The sequence below is a fragment of the Thermodesulfobacteriota bacterium genome (assembly GCA_040755095.1).
In the GTDB taxonomy this organism is placed as follows: Bacteria; Desulfobacterota; Desulfobulbia; order Desulfobulbales; family JBFMBH01; genus JBFMBH01.
On sequence record JBFMBH010000056.1, the window covers coordinates 1 to 23,974 of the forward strand.

The window sequence follows — 23,974 nt, forward strand, 5'->3', positions numbered from 1 at the left end:
GCCGCGCCTGCTCGGCCTGCAGCCGGCCGATGGTGGCCTCCAGCTCGCCGGCCGCGGCCGACAGCTCGCCCAGGGCCTGCTGATAGAGGTCCTTTTCGGTGCGCACCTTGGCCAAAAGGCCGCGCTTGTCCTGGCGGGTCTGGGCCAGGGCCCGCTCCTGGAGGCCCACCTGGGCCACGGCCTCGGCGGCGCGCTCCCGCTCCCGGGCCGCCCGCTCCCGGGCCGCATCGACCTTGGCGATGGTCTTGCGGTAGGAGGCCAGAAGGTTGCGGTCGTAACGGACCACCTCGTGGAAGGCGTCCTCCAGGCTCAACAGGTCCGCGAGGCTGGCGCTGGCCAGGGCTACGGCCAGCACGCCGCCCGGATCGGTGCGGTAGAGCACCGCCAGCCGGCGTTGCACCTGGCTGGCCAGGGCAGCCTTCTCCTTCTGGGCGGTGCCCAGCGCGGCCTCTTCCCGGGCCAGGGCCTTCTCCTGCCGGGCCAGGGCGTCTTTCAGCTCACCCAGGCGGCGGCGCTCGTTGTTGAGCCGCCGGTCGATTCCCTCCAGATCGGCCAGGATGTCGTGCTCCCGGCGCTCGCTGGTCTTCAGCCGGCCCTTTTGGCCGCGGATCTCCTCGGCCAGGCGCTGGGACTGCTGGCGCTGCTTCTGGATCTGCTCGTCCAGGCTGCCGCGGCTGGCCGGCCGGCGCTTGACCTCCTTGGACCGGGGGGCATCCTGGCCGTATCCCGGCAGCGGGGCGACCAGCAGGAGGGCCAGGAGGACTGGCAGCAGGGGACGGCGGGCCATGGTCAGAGCCGCAGGCTGGCGCGCACGGCCCACAAGCTGCCCAGGGTGCACAGCCCGGCAATGGCCACCACGAAGCCGGCCGCCAGTCCCAGAGGAAAGAAATGGAGGTCCAGAAAGCGCAGGAGGCCCTGGCCGGTCACCTGGGCCAAGAGCCACTGGAAGCCGGCGTACAGGAGGGCCATGCCGCAGCCCGCGCCCAGGAGCCCTTGCAGCAGGGCTTCCAGGAGGAAGGGCCCCTGGACATAGCTGGCGCTGGCCCCCAGGAGGCGCAGGATGGCGATCTCCTCCTGCCGGCGCAGGGCGGCCAGGCGGATGGTGGAGGAGACGATGAAGACGGCGGTCACCACCAGAAGGACGCCGCTGGCCACCAGCACCAGGCGGACGAGACTCACCACCCGCTTCAGGCGGTCTACCCAGTCATAGCCCTCCTGGACCCGGATGCTGCCGGGCAGCTGCGAAAGCTTGGCCGCCAGGTCCGGCAGCCGGGCCAGGGCCTCCAGGGTTCTTTGGGGGTAGACCTCCAGGGCCGGCGGCAGAAAGGCGGGGTCCAGATCGGCCAGGATGTCTTCTTCGGGGCCAAGACGGGTGGCCAGGCGGCCGAAGGCCTCGGCCGAGGAGACATAGGCCACCCGCGCGACACCGCCCCAGCCCTGGATCTCGGCCGCCAGGCGCTCCTGCACCTCGGCGGGCAGCTCGGCCTCGAAGTAGACCACCAGCTGGATCTCCTCCTGGAGACGGAGGGCGGCGTCCCGCAGGTTCTGGTAGACGAGGGCAAAGAAAGCGAAGAAGAGCACCGCCAGGCCAATGCTGATGGCGGTCAAGAGCTGGCTGGGCCAGGTCTGGGCCAGGCTCTTGCCGGTCTGGCGCCAAAGGTGGGAAAGGACGCTCATGACAGGCGGCAGCGCTGGGAACGGTCCGGGCAGAGGGGCTCGTTGGTCAGGACCAGCCGTCCTTTGTCCAGGGACAGGACCCGGCGGTGGGTGTGGCGGTAGATATCCTCATCGTGGGAGGCGAAGACGATGGTGGTGCCGGCGGCATTGAGCCGCTCGAAAAGCCTGATCACCTGCGCGCCCATGGCAGCATCCAGGTTGCCGGTTGGCTCGTCGGCCAGAAGCACCGCCGGCTCGTGCACCATGGCCCGGCCAATGGCCACCCGCTGCTGCTCGCCCCGGGAGAGGTTGGCCACGGGCGTCTCCAGCTTGTCGTCCAGGCCCAGGGCGTCCAGGATCTCGCCCACCTTGCGGGCGATGACCCGCGGCGGGGTGTAGCTCACCTCCAGGGCCATGGCCACGTTGGCAAAGGCCGAGGCCTGATCCAGGAGGCGGAAATCCTGATGCACGATGCCCATGCGCTCCCGGAACCCCGGGATCTCCCGGCGCTTCAGGGTGGCCAGATCCCGGCCCCCCACCTCCACCACCCCGGCGGTGGGGGATTCCATGCGGCTGATCAGCCGCAACAGGGTGGTCTTGCCAGCGCCGCTCGGGCCGGTGAGGAAGACCATCTCGCCGCGGCCGATGGTGAGGCTCACCCCGTTCAGGGCATGGACATCGGGCGGAAAGAGCTTGGTGACCTTGATGAGCTCGACGGCAGGATGGCTGGCCATGGGCGGATTCGACAGGACAAGACGTTTCCATTTACCCTGGGGTCGGGGAGGCGTCAAACGAAATCGACACCGGGCGCCAGCGGCCCGGTGGGAGCCCAGCCGGCGACCGGTGATTATGTCATTGACACCGCTCTGCCGGCCTGATACGCATGAGCCGATTCCCCCCGGCTGTCCCCCCCCGGTGCGGCAGCCTGTTCCGAAGGGATGCTGGCCTCCCACCCTTCCTTTTTCCCGGCCTGACCCGCAGATGCCCTGAACCCGGTCTGCCGGCTGGCCCGGGGGAAGAGTGCCCATGACTGACCCCCCGAAGACCTCAGCCGAAACGACCGCCGGCGAGCAACTGCAGCGGGACCTGGCCTGCGAGCGCCAGCACTGCCAGGAGCTGGAGGCCGCCAACGCCCAACTCCGCTCCCGCATTGCCGAGCTGGAGGAGACCAGCCAGGGGCAGCGGACCGCCCAGCTGGCCGCCGTGCTCCTGCAGGTGTTCGTGGAGGAGACCGGCGACCGGCTGTTCGACAAGGCCCTGGAGGTGGTGCAAGAAGCGCTGGCCAGCCGGCACGGGGTGTTCGGCTATATCGACGCCCAGGGGCATCTGGTCTGCCCGAGCCTGTCCCGGCTGCTGGCTGACTGCGAGGTGGCCGGCAAGTGCATCCACTACCCGCCGGAGAAATGGAAGGGGCTGTGGGCGCGGGCGCTCACGGAACGGCGGGCCTTGTACAGCAACGAGCCGCCGCTGGTGCCGGATGGTCATGTGGCCATTGCCAACAACCTGGCGGCGCCGATCCTGTTCCAGAACCGGGTGGTGGGGCTGTTGAACCTGGCCAACAGGGAGGGCGGCTTTCGCGAGGCGGACCGGGAGCTCCTGGAGGCCATCGCCCACCACATCGCGCCGGTGCTGTCGGTCTGGGTGGAGCGCAAGCTGCGGGAGGAGGAGCGGCAGGCCGCCGAGGCGGAGCGCCAGCGGCTGGCCAAGGCCCTGCAGGCCCTGAGCAACAGCCGGCAGGCCATGGTCCGGGCCGAAGGCGAGGGCGGCTTCCTTCAGGACGTCTGCCGGGTGATCGTCGAGGACTGCGGCTACAGCATGGTGTGGATCGGCTTTGCCGAGGATGACCCGGACAAGACCGTGCGGCCTGTGGCCCATGCCGGGCTCGAGGACGGCTACCTGGACACGCTGCACCTCAGCTGGGCCGACAACGAGCGGGGGCAAGGCCCCACCGGTACGGCCATCCGCCTCGGCCGGGTGGCGGTCTGCCGGAGCGTCCGGTCGGATCCGGCCTTCGCCCCCTGGCGCGAGCAGGCTTTGAGCCGCGGCTATGCCTCGTCCATCGTCTTTCCCCTCCGGGCTGCCGGCCGGGTCTTTGGCGCGATCAGCATCTATTCCCGGGAGGACGATCCGTTTTCGGACGGCGAGGTGAAGCTTTTAACCGAGCTGGCGGACGATCTGGCCTACGGTATCATGGCCCTGCGGGTGCGGGCCGCCCACGCCGAGGCCGAGTTGGCCCTGCGCCAGAACGAGGCCAAGCTTCGAACCATCATCGATCACCTCAGTGAAGGGCTGGTGGTGTCCGACCTGGCCGGCAACCTGTTCCACTGGAATCCTGCCGCCCTGGCCATGCACGGCTTTGGCAGCCTGGAGGAGGCCAGGCGCCACCTGTCTGAATTCACGGCGATCTTCGAGCTGGCCACCGCCCAGGACGGCATCCTGCCTCTGGAGCACTGGCCGCTCGCCCGTATCCTCCGGGGCGAGACGCTCGCCGGCTGGGAGGTGCTGGTGCGGCGGCGTGACCGCTCCTGGCAGCGGGTGTTCAGCTACGGCGGCACCCTGGCCCGGGACAAGGACGGCCAGCCGCTGCTGGCCATCGTCACCCTCTCGGACATCACCGAGCGCAAGGAGGCCGAGGAGAAGCTGTTGCGGGCCAAGGAGGACTGGGAGCGCACCTTCGACGCCGTGCCTGATCTCATTGCCATTCTCGACCAGGAGCACCGGATCGTGCGCGCCAACCGGGCCATGGCCATGCGTTTGGGACTGTCGGCAGAGCAGTGCCTGAACAAGCGCTGCTTCACCTGCGTGCATGGCACCGGTGCCCCGGCCGGGCTGTGCCCCCATGTCCAGACCATCAAGGACGGCCAGGAGCACCAGGCCGAGCTCCATATCCCCAGGCTGGGCGGCGATTTTCTGGTCACCACCACCCCGCTCCTGGGCCGCGACGGCACCATGACCGGCACCGTCCACGTGGCGCGGGACATCACCGAGCGCAAGATGGCCGAGGAGAAGGTCAGAAGGCTCAACCAGGACCTCTCCCGGAGCGTCCTGGAGCTGGAGGTGGCCAATCGGGAGCTGGAGGCCTTCTCCTATTCGGTCTCCCACGATCTGCGGGCGCCGCTCCGGAGCATCGCCGGCTTCAGTCTGGCCATCAAGGAAGACCATGCCGGCCGGCTGGATGAGGAGGGGCAGGACGCCCTGGAGCGGGTGCTGGCCGCCGCGGCCCGGATGGGACAGATCATCGACGACCTCCTGCACCTGTCCCAGGTGACCCGGAGCGGTATCCGCCGCCGCCGGGTAAGCCTGAGCGCGCTGGCGGCCCGGATTGCCAACAGCCTTCTGCAGGATCGGCCGGCACGGCAGGTGGAGCTGGTGATTGCCCCAGGGGTGGAGGTGGGCGCCGACGAGCGGCTGCTGCACCTGGCCCTGGAGAACCTTGTTGGCAACGCCATCAAGTTCACGGAGCGGCAGCCGTGGGCCAGGATCGAGGTGGGGATGACCGGCGAGGGCGGGGAGCGGGTCTACTTCGTGCGGGACAACGGCGCCGGGTTTGACATGCGGTACAGCGACCGGCTGTTCAAGCCGTTCCAGCGGCTGCACTCGCCCGGGGAGTTTGCCGGCAGCGGCATCGGCCTGGCCACGGTGCGGCGCATCATCGACCGCCACGGCGGCCGGGTCTGGATCGAAAGCCAGCCGGGCCAGGGCACGGTCGTCTTCTTCACCCTGGGCGAGGGACGGCCGGAGCCGGCCGGAGCCGCGAACAGACGGCAAAGCGACGGGCCATGAGCAAAGAGCTGCGGGTGCTGATCGTCGAGGATTCCGAGGACGACGCGCTGCTCCTGTTGCGGGAGCTGCGCCGGGGTGGCTACCAGCCGGTCTGGGAGCGGGTGGAGACCGCGGCGGCCATGGAGGCGGCCCTGGCTGCGGGCCCCTGGGATGTCATCATCTCCGACTACGTCATGCCCCGCCTAAGCGGCCTCGACGCCCTGGACATCCTCCACGACACGGGCCAGGATCTGCCCTTCATCATCGTCTCCGGCAATATCGGCGAGGACATCGCGGTGGGGGCGATGAAGGCCGGGGCCCACGACTATATCCTCAAGGGCAGGATGGCCAGGCTGGTGCCGGCGGTGGAACGGGAGCTCCGGGAGGCCGAGGTGCGCCGCGAGCACCGCCGGGCCGCCGAGGCCCTGGCCCGCTACCACGAAGATCTGGAGAGGCAGGTCCGGGAGCGCACCACCGAGCTGCAGGCGAGCAAGCGCGAGCTGGAGCGGCTGGTGGCGGAACTGGAGCGCTCCAACCGGGAGCTGGAGCAGTTCGCCTATGTGGCCAGTCACGATCTGCAGGAGCCGCTGCGCATGGTCAGCGGCTTCGTGGGCCTGCTGGCGCGGCGCTTCGAGGGGCAGCTCGATGACAAGGCCCGGCAGTATATCGGGTATGCCCTGGAGGGCGCCGAGCGGATGGGCCAGCTGATCCGGGATCTTCTGGTCTTCTCCCGGGTGCGGCGGGACAACCGGGAGCCGTCCCAGGTGGACTTGAGCCAGGTGCTGAGCGCTGTTCTGGCCAATTGCCAGGCACTGGTGCAGGACACCGGCGCCCGGGTCACCGGTGAGCCGCTGCCCGTGGTCCAGGGTGATGCCACCCAGCTGGCCCAGCTGATGCAAAACCTGGTCACCAATGCCATCAAGTTCCGCCGCCCGGATACCTCCCCCCGGGTCCACATCGCCGCCCAGCGCCAGCCTGACTCCTGGCTCCTCAAGGTGGAGGACAACGGCATCGGCATTGCACCGGAGCATCGGGAGCAGATCTTCCAGATCTTTGCCCGGCTGCACAGCCGCCAGCACTACGCTGGCACCGGTATCGGCCTGGCGGTCTGCCAGCGGGTGGTGGAGTGCCACGGCGGCCGCATCTGGGTCGAAGACAGCCCGGCCGGTGGCTCGACCTTCCTCTTCACCCTGCCGGCCTGATCGAGGCCCCGCTCGGCCTACCGGTCCTTCTTGGCCCCGGTCGCCGGCCGGCAGGGCGCCCTCTTGACTTCGGGAGCCGCTTCCGTAACATCGATCGTACGAGGCCAGGGCCGGCAGCCGTGTGGGGCGCCGCCGGCTGCGGCCGAAAAACGTGCGAGGAGGGCGGCCATGACCACGATGCAGGCGGTGCAGCAGGTCGGCTTCGGATCGGCGGCGGTTCTGGCCTTGGCCACGGTGCCGCGGCCGCAGCCGGGACCGGGCGAGCTCCTGGTGCGGGTGCGGGCCGCGGGGGTCAACCCGGTGGACTGGAAGATCCGGGAGGGCTATCTCCGGGACTTTTTCGATTTTCGGCCGCCCTTCATCCCGGGCTTCGACCTCTCGGGCATCGTGGAGGGGGTGGGCCCGGGCGTGACCGCCTTCGAGCCCGGGGAGGAGGTCTTCGCCTTTCTCCCCCTGGCCCGGCCCGGCGCCCTGGCCGAGTATGCCGTGGTCAAGGTCGAGGAGGCAGCGGCCAAGCCCCAGACCCTGACCCATACCGAGGCAGCCGGGGTGCCCCTGGCGGCGCTCACCGCCTGGCAGGCCCTGTTCGACATCGCCAGCCTCGGCCGCGGCCAGAGCGTGCTCATCCATGCCGCGGCCGGCGGGGTCGGCCATTTCGCCACCCAGCTCGCCAACTGGGCCGGTGCCCACGTCATCGGCACCGCCTCGGCGGGCAATCTGGACTTTCTGCGCCAGCATGGTGTCCACCAGGGGGTGGATTACACGGCCGGCCCCTTTGAAGAGCAGGTGCCGGCTGTGGACGTGGTCCTCGATACCCTGTCCGGCGACACCCGGGAGCGCTCCTGGCGGCTCGTGAAGCCCCACGGCATCCTGGTCTCCACCCTGCCACCGCCGCCGGTGGTGCCGGCCGGGGCGGCAGCCGGGGTGCGGGGCATGCACATGCTGGTGCGGCCCAGCGGCGCCCAGCTGGGCCGCCTGGCTGATCTCATCGACAGCCGCGTCGTGCGGCCCGAGGTGACGGTCCTGCCCTTCGTCCAGATCCACCAGGCCCAGGCCTTAAGCCAGAGCGGCCACACCCGTGGCAAGATCGTGCTCGCGATCGGGGAGCCGTAGGATGCACACCATCGAAGAAGCGGCGGCCCGGGCGGTAGCCCTGGCCAGGAGGATGCGGCATCTTTTCATCGCCACCGCCGATGCCGCCGGCCTGCCGCATCTGGCGGCCGCCGAGGAGATGGCCCTGCGGGCCGACGGCCGGCTTGCGGTAACCGCCTGGTTCTGCCCGCAGACCGTGGTCAATCTGAGCGCCAATCCGCGGATCTCGGTGGTGGCCTGGGATTCGGCCGCGGACGACGGCCTGCAGGTCCTGGGCGAGGCGGAGGCGGTGGAGGAGGTGGCCTTCCTGGATGGCCTGGCCCCCGGGGAGGAGGCCCACCCCCTGCCGCAGGTGGAGCGACGGATCGTCATCCGGCCCACCCGGACGCTCGTCTTCACACTTGCCCCGCACACCGACCGGGAGGAGTGAGCGGAGCCGGCGGTCGGCCATTGGCGGCCTCGGGGGAAGGAGCCCCCGTGCTCAGGGCACCGGGGCAACGTCGATCCCGCGAGGTGTGTCCCGGAGCTCCGAAGGCGTGCAGACCCGCACGGTCAGCCCGCCGTACCGCTTGTCGTAGGGCGGCTCAGCCGAGGGGGTTACGAGGTAGCTCCTCCCGCCCGGGTAGTGGCTGCGAAACACCTGAAGGCCAGACGGATCGAAGGCGTCGGCGCTCCATTTGCACTCGACGGCATCCACCTCGTCGCGGCGGCGGGTGAGGACGAAATCCACCTCGCGGCCCTGCTTGTCGCGCCAATAGCGGGCGGGACTGTCTGGCAGCAGCGCCTGCAGATGCTCCAGGACCAGGTGCTCCCACAGGACGCCGAGATCCTCGGCCCGCAACGGGTCCCAGCCTCGCGCAAACCCCACGAAGCCGGTATCGAAGCCGTACACCTTCGGCATCTTGACGATCTCGTTCTGCCCGCCGCGGTGAAAGGGCCGGACCACCGCCACCGCGTGTGTGATCTCAAGGGCGCGCAGATGGCTTTCCACCGTGGGACGGCTGATGCCCAGAGCCGCGGCGGCTCTCGTGGCTTCGAACTGCCCCCCACTCTGGCGCAAGATATACTCGAAGAACGCGTTGAAGCGGTTCATGTCCCGAAAGCCAAAGAGCCGTTGGATGTCGCGGGCAAAGAACGAATCGAGCCACTCCCGGTAGAAGGACGGCCGCTTGACGTCCGCCAGAAGAGCGGGAGGGAGCCCTCCGAGAAAGAGCCGCTGGGGCAGGGGCGCACCGAACGCCGCCAGCTCGTCCCACAGGACCGGCAGCAGATGGACGGTGCGCTTTCGGCCCGTCAGGGTGTCGCGGAACTTCCTGCTTGCCGCCAGCGTCGAGGAGCCGGTGGCAAGAATCTTGAGCGCAGGGAAGAGGTCGGCGCCAATCTTCAGCAGGCGCGAGGGGTCGCGGAGCTGGTGGATTTCGTCGAAGACGACCACCGGCCTGGTGCAGGAGCGGAAGAAGAGCTGGGGGTCGCTGACCCGATCCTCCACCGCGGGGAGATCGCAGTTGACGTACTCCACGATGTCGGCCCCGAGGCCTTCAGCCAGCGTGGTCTTGCCGGACCGGCGCACACCGCACAGCCAGGCGATGGGCGCTTCACGCCAAGCGGCTTCGATCCGTTCCCGCCAGAAGGGTCTGTCGATCATAGAAGCGTAGTATGCATTCAGTTTTACTAAATGTAAAGTACGGTTGCGCTGCGGCAGGTATTCCCTGGCGGGATGGGTGAAGAGGGGGCCGCCACCTTGCCGCTCCACGTAGCGGAGCAGGGCGTCCGGATGGAGGAGATAGCTTTCGGCTTCGTAGCGCTGCCAGCGGTCGATGCGGAGGCTGCTGGCAACAAGCTCGTGGTCCGGGGTTTTCCGGTTGTCGCCATCGAGAAGCATGTAGCCACGAAGGCCTGCCTGCACGGCCTTGAGAGCGAAGAAATGCTCCCGGGCCTCCCGTGGCCGCCGGCCCTGCATGGGGTGCACGAAGGGCTTGCCTTCGAACCAGCGGGCCATGGGGTGCTCTAGGACGTTGGCCCAGGCAGCGAGGAGATCGCGGTCCGACTCGGCCTCCACGTAAAGGACTCCGGGCGATGCCTCAGCCAGGAGCAGATCCATGGCGGTGAGCCGTTTCAGGGCCTCCACCACCTGGCTGCGCTCGGCGTCGTGGCCCAGGGGGTGGGGTTTGCCATCCAGCGAGAGGATCATCTCCGGGCTCGTGTTGTTGATGAGCACCTCGGAGTGGGTGGCGATGATGAGCTGGCAACCCTGGTCGGCAGCGATCTGCCGGAGCCGGTTGTAGATCTGTTTCTGCAGAATGACATGGAGATGGGCGTCCGGCTCGTCGAGAAGGAGCACCGTGGCCGGCCGGGCGTGGAAGAAGGCCAGGAGCAGCAGCACCTGATGAAAGCCGCTGCCGGCGCTCGCCACATCGAGGGGGGCCAGGCCGTTCTTCCCCCTGCCGGCGGGGATGCCAGGCAGGTACTCGCAGAGGATGAACGGCCGGCCTTCGTATTCGGGGCTCAGGAGCCGGTAGCCGAAGAGGGCCTCGATCTCCCCGGCAAAGGCGGACCAGGCCTGGCCTTCTTCATCCTGCCTGCGGATCTCGAGCAGGAGGTTTCTCAGGATGTCCCCCGCCTTGCCCTGGCCGATGAGCAGATCCTGGTACGGCTGATCGTAACGGGTCTCCTCGGCGCCGATGCCGGAGAAGGGCGGCACGTGGGCGACCCGGAACTGGGCCAGGACCCGCGGCACCAGGTCCAGATGCTCCTCGGCCGGTTTGACGTAGATCTGCTCGCTGCTCTGGTAGCGGAGCTCGAAGGCCAGGGTCCATGGCCCATCCTGGTCCGTGCCGTCCAGCATGATCCGCATCACCCGGGGAAATCCCGCCTTGCCGTCACCCTCGTCCTTGCGCTGGGAAACGGCACGGTCCTTCCAGAGAAGGCTCATCTCCCGGAGCGGGATGGCGGTGAAGTCCTTGCGGGTGATCGGCACGCCGATGCGCTTTTTTGCCTTGGACGCCGTGCCCTTCTGGGTCGCCCATTTCTGGAGGGCCAGGTTCCAGGTCTTGATGGCCTGCAGCAGGGTGGTCTTGCCGGAGTTGTTCGGCCCGGCCAGGATGACGTGCTCCCGGAGGTCGAAAACCTCCTCCTCGAACTGCTTGAACCGGCTGACCGTGACCCGGGTGATCATGGCTGCATCTCCTGGACGTCGCGTGCGACGAGGCTGCCTGAGTGAAAAAGGGAGGCCTGAGGCTCATTCACCTCGATCCGCAGCGGCGGGCTCGTCTCCCGCCCCCGCGGCAAAGATGGTCAGCAGCAGCTCGGAATCGTCGATGAGTCGATAGCGAGGCTCCTTGCCGGAGAGTCTCTTGCTCTCCCGCAGGATGATCGGTACGCCATCCCCCCGCTTTTCCATGTAGAAGCCCCGCCGCACCTCGCCGATCGATTCCGCAACAGGCGTTTCCGCAAGCAGGCTGGTCACGAGCTCATTGCGCGTGGATTGGCGCCAGGCCAGGCTGTCAACCGTGACGGTATTCGGCAGGGCGCCCGGCGAATAGAGCTCAAGCCGGTCATCGAACATGAAGAACCGGATCTTGGAGCCGGAAACGGCATAGTCTCGGTGCGCCACGGCGTTGACCACCGCTTCAAAGACCGCCCGTTCGCTGAACTGCGGCAGCTCGATGCGGTGCGGCCCCTTGATGGCGGCAACGGTCTGGTTGCGTTTCAGAAAGCCCATCGCCTGTCGGATTTGTTCGTCCAGCGGGCCATGGATCCTCCGGGCGTCTGTCTGGTAGTTGGAGTCCTGGTGGATGCCGCGGTAGCGGACAGCCTCGATGGAGGCGTTGGGCAGGAACCGATCAGGGCGCTCACAACAAAGAAGGATGCCCGCCACGGAAGCGCGGATCGCGCCACCTTCCTCCCTGGACAAGATATTCCGCTTGCACAGAACAACATCCGGGGCTTCATCGGCTCGAGTCGTGTACCGGCGCCAAAGCGCCTCCGCCAAGTCGCCGATGTCCGAGCGGGGGACAGGCTGCTCTTCGAAGCGGATCAGGCGAGCCTGGCTGCGTTGCTGAAAGAGCCGGGCGAGGTACTCCGGAGGCATCCTCCGCTTGGAGCTGCCCTGGCGATGCAAATAGCCCCCGGGGCTTTCATGGACGAAGAGACTGCGAGGAATATCCACCTTGAGAACGGGCCGGAGCACACCGGCGCTGTCGGGAAGCTCCAGCCGGAAGGACTGGAACAGAACCGGTGGCCTGATGCTTTCATTGCAGATTTCGTAGATGTAACGTTCTGCAGCTTCGAGATGGGCGGCCGACAGGCCATCGATTTCCCGTGTCTTGTCATCCACGCCGAGCACCAGGACACCGTCGCGAGTATTGGCGATGGCAGCCAGCTCGTCCGCAAGGTCATCGCGTTTCGGCTCGGAAACCCGGTGGCCTCGGAAGCGAACGGTCTTGAGCTCAAGCGAAGTGTCTTCACCAAGGCGAATCTTCCGCAGCAGCTCTTCCGGACTATCGAACATGTTTCCCCTCCAATGCAATCCGGCGATAGCGCTGCTCGAAGGCGTTGCGGCCACCCTCCATGATACTGCAAATCGTATCCCGGACGGTTCGTTCCTGAAGGCTGCCCACGCACTCCGTCTTCGTCTGTCCGCCCCGCGCCGTGAGGGCAACCACCAGCTCGGCGTCGCCGTTGACGACGATATTCGCGTTGTGCGTTACGACGATGATTTGTCTATGCCGCTTGACCTCCCGCAACTGCGTGACAATCAGGTCATAAATCAGGTGATTGTCCAGATCGTCTTCCGGCTGATCCAGTACCAGAGGCTCCTCACCATAGGAAAGCAGAAAGGCCAGCAGCGCAGCCGTCTTCTGCCCGGGCGACCCTTCTTGAATCGGCCGAAAGGACTTCCGGTCTCCCGTGGAGCTGTACTGAACATCCAGGGAATCCTCGGGAAACCACAGGTCGAGACGATCAAGGGATTCCGGGCGGAGCTTGGCCAGATGCCTGGCAAAGCGCAGATCCGCCACCGGCGCGGCCTCGGAAGGGCTCAAGGCGATCCGCCGCACCCGCTCCTTCAGGTCTGCAAGGGCCTGCTCGATGTCTCCAGAGCCGAATCCTCTTCCGTAGAGACGTCCGAGAAGCCCCTCCGCGCCTGGCGCGCCAATGTCCTTTTCAAAGCCGCCACCTTCCCGCTGCAAGAGCCCGCGGAGCTCAGCTTCGACCGTCTCCTGAGCACCGTAGGGAATCACCTGGATGCGGACATAGGCATTGTCCCGCAAGACTTGGTCGAGGAAGGTCTTGCGAGACGCGGTGATCTTCCGCCGGAGTATGAGAAGCTGCTCCAGGCTGGCTGCCGCTTGATCGGTCAATTCCGTGACCTGTCTCTTGCGATCATCCAGATCCTTGAGTCGTTGCTCGATGGTCTGCCGCCGCTGCACGAGCTCGCCGTAGGCAGCAGGATCACCGGCACCTTCCCGGCGCAGCCTTTCCTGCAGATCCTGATAGGCCTGGACAGCGGCCTGGGCTGCTGTTGTCCAGGAGGATTCGTCCCTGGCCGTCCGCCAGTCGGCGAGAGCCCGATCCGCCTGCAAGGCCAGATCGCCCAGCGTCTTGCGGATGGCATCCAGGCGGCCGCACGCCTGCCCGGAGAGTTGGCGCAAGAGTGCATCCTCCGGGGAGATTCCATCGAAGGTCGTTTCTTCAAGAGCATCGGGAACGAGGTCTGCCGCGACTTGACGCAGGCGCTCCCCCGCGTCCTCCCAGCTTTTCTCCCAGGCGGCGACCGCCTGCTGTTGCCGTCGCCGGCGCTGAAAAGCTTGCAGCACATCGGCATGCCCAGCCTGCTCGAAGATGGCCAGCTTCCGCTTCACGTCGTCGAGCTCCCCGCGCAGGCGCGGCTCCTCCGACAACCCCGCCTCCAGCTCCCGGGCCTTGGCACGCAAGGAGAGGAAGCGGCTTTCCTCCACGTTCCATTGCTCCTTCCAGGAACGGAGCCCGACCTCTGGCGCGTCATCGACAATCTTCAGCAGGGCCAGCGGCGTCTTCGCCAGCTGAAAGATCTGCTTCTGACTGTACAGGCGCACGGGGAAGCGTTGCCGGATATCGCCTTCGGCGTGCTGCCAGGTGCCCGCGCTGTCTTCCTGGATGGGATCCAGCGCGCCGTCGGGGCTCCACTGAATCCTGAATCTCGTTCCATCCTTGCGGTAGATGGCCCTGATCGCGGTATCGTCCGTCAACAAGCCGCCATCCTCTCGACCCGAGTAGATCCGTCGATACTTTTCGAATTCCGGCTTCAGGTCATCGGGCAGCTCATCGACCCGCCGGAGGGCGATACGGAGGAGCTCGATCAGGGTCGACTTGCCGGTGCCCCTGCCGCCGATGATGGCATTCAGCCAAGGGTTGAGGGTGATGGCGAACGGCTGTGGGCGGCCCATGTAGCGAGCATTGGCGATCTCGATGGCTTCCAGCGCCAGGGCGGCATGGTCGTTGGGGTCGCCCGGCGTCTTGTCGGAGCGCTGGACTGAAAGCGCGCCATCGAGGAGCGCCAACCGTAATCCTTCAATACTGGGCGATCCCATTTTGACCCAGGTGAAGCGACGGCCAGGGAGGTTCTGGACAGGCTCTCCCGGGGGATGATGCGCGTCCGATCCCAGCACTTCCGCCCACCCGCGCTTCCTGCCGACTCCGGACGAAGGCTGCGCTGAGGAGGTATCCAGGAGCTCCATGGCGAAGACGTCGTCGCAGGCAAGTGCCTGCTGCAAAGTCGTCCCGGTCTGTCTGAAGAGGCCGTTGACATCGTCAACATGGGCGGGAATGGCAATGCCGCCGGCAGCGACAACGGCGCGGGCCACCTCCACGAACGACTTGGTGGTGACCGCGTCACTGGATCCCTTTGTTCCGGTGAAGCCGGCGGCGCCCAGGAGGCTGTCAATGTCCGCAGTCGATTTTTCGGATCCCAGGATGGCCAGGAGGTGAATGCCGCCGTGCACCGAGATTTCAACCCCTGGGAACAGGTGCACAGGGCGGAAGTCGGCGTGATCTTCCTTCTCCAGCTCCGACAAGGCTTCCTTGAGTCGGTCAATCCATGCCCCGCTGTTGTGGTCGGTGATCGCCACGCATTCGATCCCGGCGCGCATGGAGTCAAGAAGCCATTCCTTCGGTGTGCGCCTCTTCACCTCGCTCTGGCTCGGGCCTTTGCCGTAGTCATCGGATGCTGGTGTGTGGGTGTGGAAATCGAACTTCCACCACCGTGAGCCATTCCATTGCCAATCGTTCATGCTGCACCGCCTGTCCTGGGAGCCTGTCCGGTCGATGGCTTCTTCCTTTCCGTAGCTCGATCACGCCGGCGGCCGTTGTGCAAGACGATGGGCACCAGCGGCAGCGCAAGTCGCCATGGAGGAGCCCCACCGTAGACCACGCCGATGCTACCAGAGAAGCGGGGGGGCAGGGAAGTGGCTTGCCGCGGGCCTCCCCCTTGACGGCGCCAGCGGTCTCAGTCCAGTTCATCCAGGTACACCGGCTCCCGGTCCAGCCATTCCACCCATTCCGGTTGCTGCCACAGCTGCACCTCGTGCTGGCGGGCCTTGTCGGCCACGGCGGCGTTGAAGGCCTGGTTGGTGGCGGCCACCAGGGTGAAGGTGGTCTCCCGGTACTGCCGCCGGTAGGCGCCGGCGCCGGCCACCACGTCCCGCACCGCCTCCCAGCCCAGGGCGCGCTCCTGGACGCTGGACTTGCATTGGACCAGCACGCCCTCCCAGCCCCGGAAGGCCACCACATCCACGCCGCAGTCGCCGGTGGGCCGGGTCAGACTGGCCGTATAGCCGTCGCGCTCCAGGCGCTGGCGGCAGAGCCGCTCGAATGCCTGCGGATCCAGGCGGGCCAGGAGGTCAGTGGTGAGGCGGGTCCGGGGGACGGCCTCGCCGCCGTTCGGGGCCCGCAGCCCAGCCCATTCGCTGATCGCGATCTCGGCAGCGCCGTTCAGCATATCCCGGGCCAGTGCCCGCTTCCGCTCCAGGAGCGCGTCCAGCTTCACCTCGAAGGTCTCGAAGTCGTCGGCATGCACAGTGGGGTAGTAGACATGGACCGTGCGGGTCTGGCCGAGGCGGTGCGTCCGGTCCGTGGCCTGGTCCTCCTTGGCCGGGTTCCAGGCCCGGGTGAAATGGATGACGTGATTGGCCCCCTGGATGTTGACCCCGAAGCCGATAGCCGTGGTGGACAGGATGATGACGCCGAACCCGGACTGCGTCTGAAAGCTGTCGATCAGGCGCTGCCGAGATTGTTCCCCGGCGTCCTCGCCGGTTCTGGTGCTGCCGTTAACGATCGCCGGGGAGAAGCCGAAGCGTTCCCGGATCCGGTGCTGCAGGGCCCGCTGCAGGTCACGGAATTCGGTGAAGACGATCGCCTTCTCCTGCCGCTGGCGGATGGCCTCCAGCTCCCGGAGCAGCCAGTCCAGCTTGGGGGACCTGGCGCAATGCTCCCGCATGGGCAGCCGCAGGTCCGGGGCTGTTCCCGGCTCCCGGGGCTCGGCGCAGATGGAGCGCAGCCGGTGGAGCAGGCCCAGGATGGCGGTGTTGGCCCTGGGCGCGGCGGTTGCCGCGGGGGCGGTGCCCCGGGCCTCGGCAACCGCCTGGCCATAGAGCTGCCGCTGCCATGTGGACAGGGGGAGACGCTTGCCGGTCTCTTCCACCTGCCTCGGCGGCAGATCGGCGATGTCGTCCTTCAACCGCCGCAGCACCTGGGGCTCGATCAGCCGCCGCAGCTCATCGAGTCTGGCCCTCTCGTCCTCGCTCTTCGTCTCGATGGGGCGGCGGTAGGCGCGGCAGAAGGTGGACAAGGCGGCAAGCAGCCCCGGCTGGATGAAGTCGAACAGGCACCACAGATCGGCCAGGGAGTTTTCCACCGGCGTGCCGGTGCAGGCGATGCGAAACAGCGCATTCTGCGCCTTGGCTGCATGGGTCATGAGGGCACCCGGGGTCTTGATCTTCTGGGCCTCGTCGCAGACCACGATGGACCAGGGCTCCTGGGCGAGGGAGATCTCGAGATCCCGGAGGGTCTCGTAGGTGGTGAGCACCAGGCGTTTGTCGTGCCGCCAGCCGGGGCGAAGCAGGCCGCGCACCCCGTGCCCCGCCACCTCGCTCATCTCGTGCCGGGTCAGCTTGCGCTCCCGCAGGAGGGCCCCGTAGAGAGGAAGAACCTCCTGGCCCAGCCGGGGATCGAAGAAGCGGTCGATCTCCTGCCGCCAGTTGTCGAGGAGCGACACCGGCGCTACCACCAGGGCCGGCAGAGCGTGGTGGCTCTCCTTTTCCAGATGCCAGGCGATGAAGGCCAGAAGCTGCAGGGTCTTGCCCAGGCCCATGTCGTCCGCCAGCAAGGCGCCGCGCACGCCCTGGGATGTGCGATGGCGCCACAGATGCTGGAGCCAGGCAAGGCCCACCCGCTGGTGCTCCTTCAAGGGCATCTCGGGCCGCAGCCAACCCGGAATTTCCGCCTGGCAGGCAGCGGCAGCGAAGGCCAGGCGCTCCGCCCGGCTTTCCAGGTGATCAAGCTGAAGGACGTTCTGCTTGATGAGGATGGTCTGCCGCTCCGCCCGGGCAGCGGCCTCGGGCGAGCCATCGGCGGGAGGGGAGGGGGCTGGTGGTGCCGGCGGCTGGGCCTTGGCACGTCCGAGAACGTCCAGCAGGCGCTCCGCCTCCTGTCTGCTCACCGGCTCCGGCCAGTCCCTGGGCGTGAAGTGGTCCTCTGGCGCGGGCGCCGCGGCCAGCCATTGCCGCAAGGCGGCAAGCTGCCCGGTGCCCGTAGGCGCCAGCACGGTTTCCCCGTTTGGGGCCGTGTACACAATCGCCTCCTCAAGGCTTTCCGGCAGCCACGGCCCGCGCTGGTCCTGGGCCACCAGGTACGGGACATACTGGGGCCGATGGGCGCCGACGCCATCCACCCGTTCGGCATATCGGCTCAGATCGAGCAGGCCATTCCAGGAGACCAGCGGCTCGCCGACCCAGGGCGAACAAAGCCAGGCCCGCACCTGCCGCAGGTGGTCCACCGAGTCGCCTCGCAGCTCCAGGGTGCGGCCTGCCCAGCGGAAGCACGGCGCCCGGCTCCCTATGGCCTGGTCGAGGGTGTCGGCAAAGGCACGCGCCGAGGCCCGGTCGGCCAGCTCCAAGTCCGGCAGGGGTGAAGAACTGGCATCCCGGGCCTGGGGCGTGACGTGCAGGGCCTGGATGCGGCCATCGGCCTCCCGCCGGGCCGTGCAGTGGAAATCGTAAAACAGGATCCCCGCCTCGTCCCGGGCCGCCTCGAAGGCCGCCGGCGGTACGACCGTGGCCATGGCTTCGCCCAAGAGGGCGTACGGGTTGCGGACAAAGGCCTCTGCCCGGGCGCCGGCAACCCGGCGGCCTGGCAGGCGCTTGATCTCGGTCAGGACCGCCCGGGCGTCCGGCTCCACCAGCACCCGGATGAGGGAGCCGTCGTTTGCCAAGAGGTCATAGTGCTCCTGAACAGTATTGAAACGGTCGAAGGCGGTGAGCCACAGATGGTCAGGGGCCTCCCGCACCCGGGGAGTCACCTCCACCACCGCCGTCTCCCCCACATCGACCCGGCGCAAGCCCAGGTCCAGCCTGTCGGCGGTGAGGATGACCGTACGCTCCAGGTAGTGATCGAGACGGGCGCCGGCCTCGGTCGCCAGCCGGCGGAGGCGTGCCCATTCCCGTTCTTGAGCGGCTTGGGAACGTTCGCTGCGGCGGTGGAAGCTGTGGACCGCCTCGGCCAGTCGCCAACCCCGGGCGGGGAGCAGATACTGCTGCCTGGCCACAGTGATTATCGCGCCCAGACGGGTTGGGCTGGAGCCCAGCGGCCTGTTCCGGGCGTCCCGCCATTCGAGATGGACCGCGAACTCCGGATCCGCCACGCTGCCCCGGGCGCTGAGCGCCATGGTCAGATTGGCGCTGGGGGGCAGACCGAGCAGGCGGTCCACCCCCGGGTAGTCCGGAGAGGCGAGCACCTGGAAGAGGTCCTCCCAGCCGAGGAGCACCAGACTGCCGTCGGGGGAAGGGGCGGCCAGGCCCTCGTCAACGAGCTGCCCCAGCAGCGCCACCAGCTCCCATCGGCGGAACTGGCCGGGATCGAGCCACCACGCTCGGACATCGCCAGACAGGTCGCAGCCACGGGCGGAAAAGGCGAGTCCACCCTCTTCGTGCTGCAGCTGCAGGTCACTCTGCCCTGGTGCCCCCGGCCTGTTCCCCTCGTACCAGAAAGGCATCACCTAATACCTCCACCATCCACGTGCGGCGTAGTGCCGGAAGCCATGGGCCTTGAGCAGCCGAGCCAGTTCATCCCCATCGGGCAGGTGGTTGACCCACAGGACGCTGCGCGGCCGGCCGTCATCGACTGGGATGCCTCGCTGCCGGACATGTTGGATAAGCGCATCGAGGCCTGCGGGCGCCTCGGCGAAGCGTGGCATCGTTTCTCCCGTGGGGCCGGGATGCCCTACGGGCCGCCAGGTGCTCTGCCTGGCGTCTGCCACCAACGGGGATGCCCCCGGGTCAGGGGATATGCCGCGTTGCGCAAGCTCACGGGCAAAATTCAGTTCCCATTCGCCCATGTGGACGAGCCGGCACTCCATCTTGAAGGGGCTTTTCAGCTCGGGCAAGGCGATGGACTGGTGTCCAAGATCAAACTGAAAGGGCAGGTTGTCCCTGCGGTAGCAGTAGCACGCGTGGCCGGTGACGCCGAATTCGACAATGGAATAGCCACCGAAGCCGAGGATGAAGGCGTTGTTGCGGGGACTCCCGGCGCTCTCAAGTTTGGAGAAGTGCTCCCGGTAGGCGTCCCTCAAACGTTTGTAGTCCGGCTCATGGCTGTCATGGACGAGTGGCCCCAGGGCGAAATGGAACGACTCGATGGACTGCTGGTAGCGTAGCCAGAAGCGCAGGCGTCGTTCGTCTGCCCGGCGGTCCTCCTGCAGGAGGTGGAAGAAGTCGTGGAGAGCCTGGACGGTCAGCCAGCTTCCGACCATCTTCTTGGTCTCCGGACGAACCAGGCCCCACCTGCTGTTCCTGAGGAGGTGTGGGCTGCCCCACCAGCGAAGGGCGGCATCCTTGAGGCCGGTATGCGCCTTGGCACGCTCCTGGCTTTGCTGGTACCGATCCAGGAAGCGCGCCAGGGCCCTGTCCCGCACCAGGTCATACTGTTTTTCCGCCAACTGGGGCAGGAGGGCTTCCATGCCGATCCGGAAGCGGGCACCGTCTCGTGCACAGACCGTGGCCACCTGGTCCAGAAGCAGGGTCCGCCAGAACCAGGACTCCGGGGGAATCCCCAGGACAACACGCAGCCGGTCCACCACCGCGGTCCGGCCGGCCAGCACCTCTTCGGCGTATGCCCGGGTGGGGGCGTCGCCGAGCAGGTCGGGGTGGGCATCAAGAAGGGTCAGCCAGTCCGGAACGAAGCCGCCCCGGCGTACCCGGGGCAGGGTGACCGCCAAGGTCTCGCGCAGCCGGCGATGACTTCCGTGGTTGACGTCGCAGCGGAAGTACGCATCCAGGAGGCCGCGCCAGTCCCTGGCCAGGATGGGCTCCCGGCGGGCGGCCGCTTCGATGGCAGCGGCGGTGCGTGTCAACAGGGGAAGGTCGTCCAGGATAGAGCGGGGAGGCTGTCCCCGAGGCTCGCGAAGCCCCCAGCAGACATAGCGGAAATGGGTGTCGAGGGCGGCCTCCGGGCCCTGGGTGAAGACGAGCCGGGCGGCCTCCTGCAGGCGGTCCCGGGGGGGAGCGCCCTGGCCACCGGAGGCGCGCTTGGCCATCTCCGGGAGCACCTTCCGGATGGCGGCCGCATCCCCAAACGGTGGCGGTTGGCGCTGAAACTCCGCCAGGCGGGCCGCAAAATGCCCCTGTAGGCTCTTCAGGGGTGAAGGTCTCAGTCGAGCTGGCATTTGCCGATCTTCTCCAGGGGGAAGGGTGAACGTTCTGCCTCCTGCCAGCCCGACTCCTCTTCCAGCCCCTGGAACTCCAGACGCAGCTCGATCCGCCGGCTTTCCTCCTTGGAGGCCCGGGCCGAGTTGAAGGAGAAGCCGCCGACCAGGAAGAGGTCGATCACCCGTCTTTTCTGGTCGGGCGTCAACCCCGGGGCCTGCGGCCCCCCGTCCTCCATGAGGGCGCAGACCACGCTCTGGGCCCGTTTGAGGCTGAGGTTGAGGTTGTAGAGGTAGGAGCCGTCGGTGTCTGTGAACCCTTCCACCACCACCCGGCGGAACCACAGCCGGGCCTCCCGGGTGTCCACCACGGCGAGCAGGTGCGGCACGAAATCCCGCAGCAGCTGCCCGCCATCGGCGGAAAGGTGGTGGTCGTTGTGGGCGAAACGGGCCCGCTCCCCGAAATCGATGGCGTGGCGGTCGTGGATGATCCGGATCTGGCCGGTGAAATCCTTGTGGACGACCTCGTCCAGGGCGATCATCACCCCCTGGATGGCCTTGGCCCTGGTCTCGCGGCGCTCCTTGAGGGCATCCATCTCGACCTTGACGGCCTCCAGGGATTCCTGCCGTTTCAGGAGCTCCCGGGTGATGATGAGCAGTGACACGCTCATAACCACGAGGAAGAGCACCATGAGGGCAGTCATGAGGTCCGAGTACGAGATCCAGAAGGGCTTTTCCCCCTCATCACGGTTGCGGCGGGCCGGGGCAGGATGCATGCCGAACATGGCTCATCACCCACGGCGGCTGGCGGCGCGGACAAGCTGGCCGAGGGCAGCATCCAGCTCGGCCACCTGCGAGGAGATCATGCCGACCGCCTTGGACAGTCCCGTGTCGAGCTCCGCCTGGGCCTTGCCCATGTTCCTGGTGACCGCGTCGGCAAAGCTGTCGAAGCCGGTCTGGAGCACCTCGTTGACCTTGGCCAGATACTGGTTGGCCTCGGTCTGCAGCAGCCGGGCGTCGTCCACCAGCCGCCGCATGTCGGCCACAAGACCCTGGCTGAGGCCGGCGCGGGAATTGGCCTCCTCGATGAGCCCGCGCAGGGTGTCGAGGAGGCGGGTGATCTGCGCCTGCTGCTCCTGATAGCCGCGAATCGCCTCCTGCAGCGGCCGGCTGGCGCTGGCCAGGCCCTGGGCCGTGGCGGCAATCTCGGCCTGGATCGTGGCGACCCGGTCCAGGGTGCCGGCCGCCTGCCTGCCGGCGTTTTCCAGCTCCACGGCGGTGTTGAGCATCTGGTCCGCGGCGTCGTTGAGGCCGGAGGAGCCCTTGACCGTGACCCGTTCCAGGCTGGCGACCGTCGCCTGCATGGCCTCCACCCCCTGGAGGACCTTTTCGGCCAGGGTGGTGGTCTGCTCCGCAAAGCGGCTCAGGGCTTTATCGACCGTCAGATCGAGTCGGGCGCTCCGCAGGGCGTCCGACTCGGCCCGGGCTTCTTCCCGCTCGACGCTCTTCTGGCCCGTCTCCTTGACCAGGGCCGCGATGCTGGCCAGGGCCTGCTGGAGGTGTGCCGTTGCTTCATGCTGTTGCGCCGTCTGCTGGCTGCGCATCTCCTCCACCAGGCTGCGCACCTCCGCACCCAGCTCGCGCTGCCGTTCGCCGGCCGATTCCAGGAGCCTCTTGAGCTCTGCCTCGTATGCTGTTCCGGCGTTGCGGCTTGCGGCCCGGACCTCCTCGATGAGCCCGGCCAGGCCCTGCTGCAATTCGGCCAGCCCTTGCTGGCCGGCCTCGCCCAGGGCCTGGCGCTGGGTAGCAAGGTCGTTCATGAGTCGCTCCACCGTGCCCGTGAGGCTGGCCAGCATCTCGCCCAGCCGAGCCTCGCTTTGGCCCCGCTCCTGTTCTGCCGTGGCGCGCATCTGGTCCACCAGATTGAGGATGGCGCCGTTCATGCGCTCCTGCCGGGATTCCAGGTCGGCCATCACCTGTTGCAGGTGGCGGCCAAGGTCGGCACTGGTGGTGTCGCTGGTCTGTTTGAGCCCAGCCAGGAGGTTCCGGAATCCTTCCTGGAGGTCATGCATCATGGTGGCGTTGCGCTCCATGAGGTCGTTGAGGTTCCCCATCTGGCCGCCAAACGTGGATTCGAGCTTGGCCAGGACAGCGCTGAGCAGGTCACCCACGGCCTGGCTCTGATCGCCGCCGAGGGCGCGCGTGGCCGAGGTGATGGCCCGCATGGGCTCGGCAAGGGCTTCCCCGACCGCGCTGGCCATTTCCTTGTGGCCGGTACCTTGGGCGTCGATCAGCTCCCGGGAGTGGCTGGCCAGGCTTTCCCGGAAGACCTGGCCCAGCGAGGCCGAGTAGTTGTCCAGAAGCGCCTTGAGGTCGTTGACCAGGGCGTCCTTGAGCTGCCGAGTCTGGGTGGCGCTCTCCTCCGCGGAGTGCACGAGACTGGCCAGGTACTCCTCGCCAGCGCCGGCCTCGTAGAAGCCGTCGATGGCCTGGGTCACCGCATCGAGCCAGCTGTAGCACCAGTTGAGCAGGCCTTTTTCGAGCAGGGTGACGATGATGGCGATGCCGATGGCAACGCCGGAGGCCAGGAAGGCCTCCTTGACGCTGTTCAGGAGCAGCCCCAGGTTTCGTTGCAGGGTGGCCGCGTCGGTGTCCACATTGAAGCTTTGCAGGCCATGGATCAGCCCCCAGAACGTGCCGATGATGCCGATGCCCGTCAGAATCCCTGGTAGGTGCTTGAAGAACTCGGTCCGCAGCCGAACATCCACCACCGTGGCCGGGTTGAAGAACATCTCGGCCGGAGCGGTGGCCCGCAGCGCCTTCAGGCGTTCCTCGCCGTCGATACGTTCTTTCTGGTGGTGCAAGGTGTGGGCGTACTCCTGCCAGACGTGGAGCAGAAGAGCGTCATGCCTCAGCGCTCCCTCGACAACGTGCTTTTCCACCACGCCCGCGCCGGCAGGCAGCGAGGCCAGCGCCTTGCTGGCCTTCCGGAGACTGCGAAACACATTCCAGCCTGGCCAAACATAGAGTGCCCCGAACATGAACAAGAAGCCGAGTACGACGCCGACGACGATCTTCGGTGGGAGCGTCATGAGGTGGACCCCATTGTCAAGACAGTCTTTCCCTGAATTTAAGCTGGTCACCCCATGCCATTGCAGCGGCCCGGCGCTGCCCCGACTCAGTCTGGGATCTCGACCGCCCCACTGAGGCGAAGGGGCGCCATACTGCTCGGGATGGCTGGTTCTCAACCAGCCCCTCGCCAGAGGATAATGGCCAGGTCGGCGCCCCTGCGCCGTCGACTATCTCCCCATGAGCACGGCAGGGGGTGGCTGTAAAGGCCGGCGCAGCCGCCCGCAGGGCTTGGCCTTTA

The 23,974-nt window shown here is 67.4% G+C and carries 14 protein-coding genes; 4 read left to right on the forward strand and 10 right to left on the reverse strand.

Annotated features, from left to right (window positions below; all coding sequences use genetic code 11):
• From AB1634_09960 to ftsE, 3 genes are all read right to left on the reverse strand, one after another.
• Window positions 1–787: hypothetical protein (locus AB1634_09960; GenBank protein ID MEW6219842.1), on the reverse strand; the 787-nt coding region annotated here is incomplete at its 3' end.
• Between the two features lie 2 nt (window positions 788–789).
• Complete coding sequence (locus tag AB1634_09965; GenBank protein MEW6219843.1) at window positions 790–1,677, reverse strand: permease-like cell division protein FtsX; 888 nt, start codon at window positions 1,675–1,677, stop codon at window positions 790–792.
• Window positions 1,674–2,390 (reverse strand): cell division ATP-binding protein FtsE, encoded by a 717-nt coding sequence (ftsE, locus tag AB1634_09970; protein MEW6219844.1) that lies wholly within the window; start codon window positions 2,388–2,390, stop codon window positions 1,674–1,676. The genes AB1634_09965 and ftsE overlap by 4 nt, the downstream gene beginning before the upstream one ends.
• A 292-nt stretch (window positions 2,391–2,682) precedes the next feature.
• Between ftsE and AB1634_09975 the strand changes: the two genes are divergently transcribed.
• The 4 genes from AB1634_09975 to AB1634_09990 all read left to right on the forward strand — a co-directional run bounded on the left by AB1634_09975 (window position 2,683) and on the right by AB1634_09990 (window position 8,142).
• Entirely contained in the window at window positions 2,683–5,439 is a 2,757-nt protein-coding gene (locus AB1634_09975) for a GAF domain-containing protein (GenBank protein ID MEW6219845.1), read from the forward strand.
• A complete protein-coding gene (locus AB1634_09980; protein MEW6219846.1) occupies window positions 5,436–6,620 on the forward strand; it encodes an ATP-binding protein in 1,185 nt (394 codons plus the stop codon). Before AB1634_09975 ends, AB1634_09980 begins: the two co-directional genes overlap by 4 nt.
• A 168-nt stretch (window positions 6,621–6,788) precedes the next feature.
• The gene (locus AB1634_09985) at window positions 6,789–7,733 is read left to right on the forward strand and encodes an NADP-dependent oxidoreductase (protein MEW6219847.1); all 945 of its coding nucleotides are present in this window, start codon (window positions 6,789–6,791) and stop codon (window positions 7,731–7,733) included.
• Between the two features lies 1 nt (window position 7,734).
• Window positions 7,735–8,142, forward strand: coding sequence for a pyridoxamine 5'-phosphate oxidase family protein (locus AB1634_09990; GenBank protein ID MEW6219848.1), 408 nt, complete (start codon window positions 7,735–7,737; stop codon window positions 8,140–8,142).
• A 51-nt stretch (window positions 8,143–8,193) separates the two neighbouring features.
• Here AB1634_09990 and AB1634_09995 read toward each other — a convergent pair whose 3' ends face one another.
• From AB1634_09995 to zorA, 7 genes are all read right to left on the reverse strand, one after another.
• Entirely contained in the window at window positions 8,194–10,887 is a 2,694-nt protein-coding gene (locus AB1634_09995; GenBank protein ID MEW6219849.1) for an AAA family ATPase, read from the reverse strand.
• A 63-nt stretch (window positions 10,888–10,950) separates the two neighbouring features.
• On the reverse strand, window positions 10,951–12,222 hold the full coding sequence (locus AB1634_10000) for an ATP-binding protein (protein ID MEW6219850.1): 1,272 nt from the start codon (window positions 12,220–12,222) through the stop codon (window positions 10,951–10,953).
• Complete coding sequence (locus tag AB1634_10005) at window positions 12,212–14,980, reverse strand: TrlF family AAA-like ATPase (GenBank protein MEW6219851.1); 2,769 nt, start codon at window positions 14,978–14,980, stop codon at window positions 12,212–12,214. The genes AB1634_10000 and AB1634_10005 overlap by 11 nt, the downstream gene beginning before the upstream one ends.
• A 215-nt stretch (window positions 14,981–15,195) precedes the next feature.
• Entirely contained in the window at window positions 15,196–18,957 is a 3,762-nt protein-coding gene (locus tag AB1634_10010; GenBank protein MEW6219852.1) for an SNF2-related protein, read from the reverse strand.
• A gap of 3 nt (window positions 18,958–18,960) precedes the next feature.
• The gene (locus tag AB1634_10015) at window positions 18,961–20,496 is read right to left on the reverse strand and encodes an EH signature domain-containing protein (protein ID MEW6219853.1); all 1,536 of its coding nucleotides are present in this window, start codon (window positions 20,494–20,496) and stop codon (window positions 18,961–18,963) included.
• A gap of 113 nt (window positions 20,497–20,609) precedes the next feature.
• The gene (locus AB1634_10020; GenBank protein ID MEW6219854.1) at window positions 20,610–21,380 is read right to left on the reverse strand and encodes an OmpA family protein; all 771 of its coding nucleotides are present in this window, start codon (window positions 21,378–21,380) and stop codon (window positions 20,610–20,612) included.
• 15 nt (window positions 21,381–21,395) lie between these two features.
• Window positions 21,396–23,696 carry an anti-phage ZorAB system protein ZorA gene (zorA, locus tag AB1634_10025; GenBank protein MEW6219855.1) on the reverse strand — a complete coding sequence of 767 codons (2,301 nt, stop codon included), beginning with the start codon at window positions 23,694–23,696 and terminating at the stop codon, window positions 21,396–21,398.
• Window positions 23,697–23,974 lie beyond the last annotated feature (278 nt).

Excerpts from the sequence above, each read along its gene's own strand:
- AB1634_10010 (MEW6219852.1), bottom strand. The coding sequence starts at position 18,957 with ATGCCTTTCTGGTACGAGGGGAACAGGCCGGGGGCACCAGGGCAGAGT.
- AB1634_09990 (MEW6219848.1), top strand. The coding sequence starts at position 7,735 with ATGCACACCATCGAAGAAGCGGCGGCCCGGGCGGTAGCCCTGGCCAGG.
- AB1634_10020 (MEW6219854.1), bottom strand. The coding sequence starts at position 21,380 with ATGCATCCTGCCCCGGCCCGCCGCAACCGTGATGAGGGGGAAAAGCCC.
- AB1634_09975 (MEW6219845.1), top strand. The coding sequence starts at position 2,683 with ATGACTGACCCCCCGAAGACCTCAGCCGAAACGACCGCCGGCGAGCAA.
- AB1634_10000 (MEW6219850.1), bottom strand. The coding sequence starts at position 12,222 with ATGTTCGATAGTCCGGAAGAGCTGCTGCGGAAGATTCGCCTTGGTGAA.
- AB1634_10005 (MEW6219851.1), bottom strand. The coding sequence starts at position 14,980 with ATGAACGATTGGCAATGGAATGGCTCACGGTGGTGGAAGTTCGATTTC.
- AB1634_09995 (MEW6219849.1), bottom strand. The coding sequence starts at position 10,887 with ATGATCACCCGGGTCACGGTCAGCCGGTTCAAGCAGTTCGAGGAGGAG.
- AB1634_09985 (MEW6219847.1), top strand. The coding sequence starts at position 6,789 with ATGACCACGATGCAGGCGGTGCAGCAGGTCGGCTTCGGATCGGCGGCG.
- zorA (MEW6219855.1), bottom strand. The coding sequence starts at position 23,696 with ATGACGCTCCCACCGAAGATCGTCGTCGGCGTCGTACTCGGCTTCTTG.
- AB1634_09980 (MEW6219846.1), top strand. The coding sequence starts at position 5,436 with ATGAGCAAAGAGCTGCGGGTGCTGATCGTCGAGGATTCCGAGGACGAC.
- ftsE (MEW6219844.1), bottom strand. The coding sequence starts at position 2,390 with ATGGCCAGCCATCCTGCCGTCGAGCTCATCAAGGTCACCAAGCTCTTT.
- AB1634_10015 (MEW6219853.1), bottom strand. The coding sequence starts at position 20,496 with ATGGCCAAGCGCGCCTCCGGTGGCCAGGGCGCTCCCCCCCGGGACCGC.
- AB1634_09965 (MEW6219843.1), bottom strand. The coding sequence starts at position 1,677 with ATGAGCGTCCTTTCCCACCTTTGGCGCCAGACCGGCAAGAGCCTGGCC.